Annotated in this window: 1 protein-coding gene; it reads left to right on the top strand. The window is 47.1% G+C overall.

What is annotated here, in order from left to right; all coding sequences use genetic code 11:
- Positions 1-238 precede the first annotated feature (238 nt).
- Positions 239-4,164, top strand: a 3,926-nt coding sequence (locus QUA71_RS28915) for a DUF4347 domain-containing protein (protein WP_333290414.1), incomplete at its 3' end; no start/stop codon positions are given.

The following is a 4,164-nucleotide window of genomic DNA, read 5'->3' as shown; positions in this document are numbered from 1 at the left end:
AACATGGCTCAAGCTCAACGTCTTGCTGGCTTTAATTTTAACATCCTCAAAGACTTGTTTAGAATGAAATAGCCCTGAACTTTATCAAAACTTTAATTAAATAGGGGTTTATAAAGAAAACTTTATATATATTTTCTCAAAAAACAGTTATGGTTACTACAACCTTCAGGAATAGTTTCGGACGCAAGTCGCGAAACAGGGAAATCCTTGTCTTTTTTTAGCTATTAGTAGGTGCACTATGCCAAATTTAAATAATCAAGTTTCACCAAGTACGATCGCCTTTATTGATTCTAAAGTTGAAAATTATCAAAGTTTGATGGCCGGGGTAAAACCGGGTACGGAAGTAGTTGTTTTGGATGGGAACCGGGATGCGATCGACCAAATTACTGAAGTTTTAGCTCTTCGTACCAATATTGACAGCATTCATATCGTTTCTCACGGTGCTCCCGGTAGCTTGCAACTCGGCGACGTTCGCTTTAGTTTAGATGATATAGAGTGCGATCGGGATGATCTACAGCAATGGTTTTCGCCACAAACCGACTCACTGGGCAAAAATCGACCTAATATCCTCCTCTACGGGTGCTCTGTAGCAGCAGGCGAGACAGGTAAAGCATTTGTCAAACGCTTGAGTGAGTTAACCGGCGCGTCGGTTGCAGCTTCCCAAAACCTCACCGGAAGTGTAGCCAAAGGCGGCGACTGGGAACTAGAAGTCAGAACCGGGAAAATAGAAACGCCGCTGGTATTTGAAGCCGAAGTATTAGCGGGTTACGAGTACGTTTTGAATAGTTTTGGTGCTGCGACTAATTTGGGCGCAGGGTCAGGTCCCAGAGGTATTAATGTAGGGGATTTCAACGCTGATACTTTCCCAGACTTGGTAGTAACAAACCAGAATGACGACAACGTTTCAATTTTGTTAGGGAATGGCACAGGGGGTTTTGGCACAGCTACCAATTTTGCCGTAGGTTCAAGTCCGCTTTACGTCACCTCGGGACTGTTTAACAATGACAATTTCCCCGACTTAGCAGTAGTCAATAGTAGTAATATCTCAATTCTGTTAGCAAATGGTACTGGTGGCTTCTATTTAGGTAATGATTTCACTGTAGGTAATACTCCCCTTTCAATAGCTGTCGGGAACTTTAACACCGACACTTTCCTCGATTTAGCAGTGGTAAACGCTAATCCTCAAGGTGCTTCTGGTAGCGTCTCAATTTTGTTGGGAAATGGTGCTGGCAGCTTTGTGGTTGCCACTAATTTCAATGTTGGTGCGATTCCTGGTTCCGTTATTGTAGGCAACTTTAACGCTGACAGTTTCGCCGACTTAGCCGTTGCCAACAGCCTCTCTAATAATGTCTCAATTCTGTTAGGAAATGGCACGGGCGGATTTGGTGCAGCTCCTAACTTTGGGGTTGGGCAAGGTCCAAATTCGATCGCCACTGGAGACTTTAACGGAGACACTTACCTCGACTTGGCCACAGCTAATGGCAGCTCTAACAATGTCTCAATTCTATTGGGAAATGGCACAGGCGGCTTTGGCGAGGCCAGTAATGTTAGCGCGGGGGCAGGGCTTTCCGGGATTGTTGTGAAAGACTTTAGCGGAGATGGCAGACTTGACTTAGCAGTAACAGGAACCAGCGGCGCTGCAATTTTAGTAGGCAACGGCAATGGCGGTTTTAGTGCACCCATTAACTTTGCTGCGGGGACAAGTTCAAGTTCCATTATTTCAGGCAACTTTAACGCTGACACTCTCCCGGATTTGGCAGTAACGAATAACAGTTCAGGCAACGTTTCGGTGCTGCTGAATACACCCAATACGGTATCCTTCGTTCCTCCCAAAATAGGTAACACTTACAACGTTAATGAAGGCACGACCGACACAGTAATTGATGTCCCGGTTACTATCAGCGGTGGCACTCCCTTAAGTGATGTAACTGTACCAATTGTCATCGATCCCAGCAGCACTGCTACTCAAGGTGCAGACTACACTCTTTCAACTACATCCCTTACTTTCTCTGCAGGCACTACTACTCTCACCCAGAATATTGCAGTAACTATTAAAGCTGACAATATCCTTGATAGTAACGAACAATTAGTTCTCAAGTTCGGCACAATTAAAGGCGGTGTTGCCGATACGAGTCAAGGAAAAGTGGCAATATTGGACAGGAATAGTTCTTATTCAATTGTCGCCGACAATCCCACCGTTACCGAAGGCAATTCCGGCAAAACTCCTGCTGCATTTACTATTACTCGCAGCGGTAGCACGGAATTTTGGAGTACCGTAGATTATGCCATTACCGGCACTGCGACAAACGGCACTGATTACAACAATATCGGCGGCACTTCTGGGGCAACCGCTGCCACTGGTCAAATCAGTTTTGCTGCGGGGGAAACATCTAAAACTATTAGTTTGGATGTGTTGGGAGATGGCAATATAGAACCGGATGAAACTGTTGCCATTACTTTATCAAATTCAGTTTCACCAGGTGGCGCACCGACTATTGCGACAGCTACCGCTACGGCTACTATCAAAAATGATGACACTGCCGGCATCACTGTCAGTCCAAAGGCAATATCAACAACAGAAGTTGGCGGAAAGGCAGAATTTACAGTCAAATTAAACGCTGCACCAACAGCTAACGTTACCATCGATTTGAGTAGTTCCAATCCAGCAGAGGGAACAGTTTCGACTAATAGCTTAACTTTCACTCCCGCTAACTACAGTGAACAAACAATAACGGTGACGGGCGTTGACGATTTAGTAGCTGATGGCCCTCAAGTTTACAATATTGTCACGGCTGCTGCTGTGAGTACCGATGTTAATTACAATAATCTCAATCCTGATGATGTCACCGTAATCAACAGTGACAATGAAACTCCAGGCATTACGGTGAATCCGACGGCGGGATTAACTACTGGTGAAGATGGCACCCAGGCTAACTTTACTGTGGTTCTGAATACTCAGCCGACTGCTAATGTGACTATCGGTTTGAACACGGATAATGTTGCCGAGGGAACTGTTTCCCCTGCTAGCATAACTTTCACTCCGGCTAACTGGAATACACCGCAGCCGGTGACAGTAACAGGGGTTAACGATAGCATTGCTGACGGCAATATTGACTACAAAATAGTCACAGCGCTTGCTGTTAGCGACGATCCGAATTATAAGCTAGATGCAGCGGATGTTAGCCTTAGCAATAAAGACGATGATACCGCTGGTATTTCTATTACTCCGACGGCAACAACTGCTACAGAAGGCGGCGCGGCGGGCAGCTATGACATCAAATTAACCTCGCAGCCGATCGCCCCTGTTAGCATTAACTTTAATGCCGGAAGTGAAATAAATACGATCGCGCCTGTTATCTTTGACAGCACGAATTGGACTGTTGCCAAAACAGTCACAGTCACCGCTACCGACGACAGCAAAGCCGAAGGCACGCATAGCGGCACGATCGCTCACACTGTTACCAGTACAGACACTAAGTATAGCGGCACAACAATTCAGGATGTAAATGTAGCTATTACCGACAACGAAACAGCAGGTGTCAGCATTACACCTACGAGCACAACTGCTACTGAAGGGGGTGCCAATGGCAGTTATGAGTTCAAATTAACATCGCAGCCTTACGCCCCTGTTACTATTACTCTCACAACAGGTAATCAGATTGAAGCGATCGCGCCTATCACTTTCACTGCGGATAATTGGAATGTCGCTCAACCCGTTACGGTAAAAGCTGTTGATGATACGGTTGTGGAAGGCGCGCACAGCGGCAATATCACTCACAGTGTGAGTAGCAGTGATGCTAAGTATAATCTAGTTGTGGTGCCAGGGGTGACAGTGGCGATCTCGGATAACAACGATGTAGCGCCACCGCCGCCGACACCAACACCGACGCCGACGCCAACAATTGGTACGCCGACGCCGACACCAACTCCGACGCCAACAACTGGTACGCCGACGCCGACACCAACTCCTACACCAACAACTGGTACGCCGACGCCGACACCAACTCCTACACCAACAACTGGTACGCCGACGCCGACACCAACTCCGACGCCAACAATTGGTACGCCGACGCCAACACCGACTCCAACGCCAACAATTGGTACGCCGACGCCGACACCAACTCCGACGCCAACAACTGGTACGCCGACGCCGACACCAACTCC

The sequence above is a fragment of the Microcoleus sp. MON1_C5 genome (assembly GCF_036701875.1).
Taxonomy (GTDB): Bacteria; Cyanobacteriota; Cyanobacteriia; order Cyanobacteriales; family Microcoleaceae; genus Microcoleus.
Note: the sequence above shows the minus strand (reverse complement) of the source record. Positions and strands in the feature narration are given on the sequence as shown.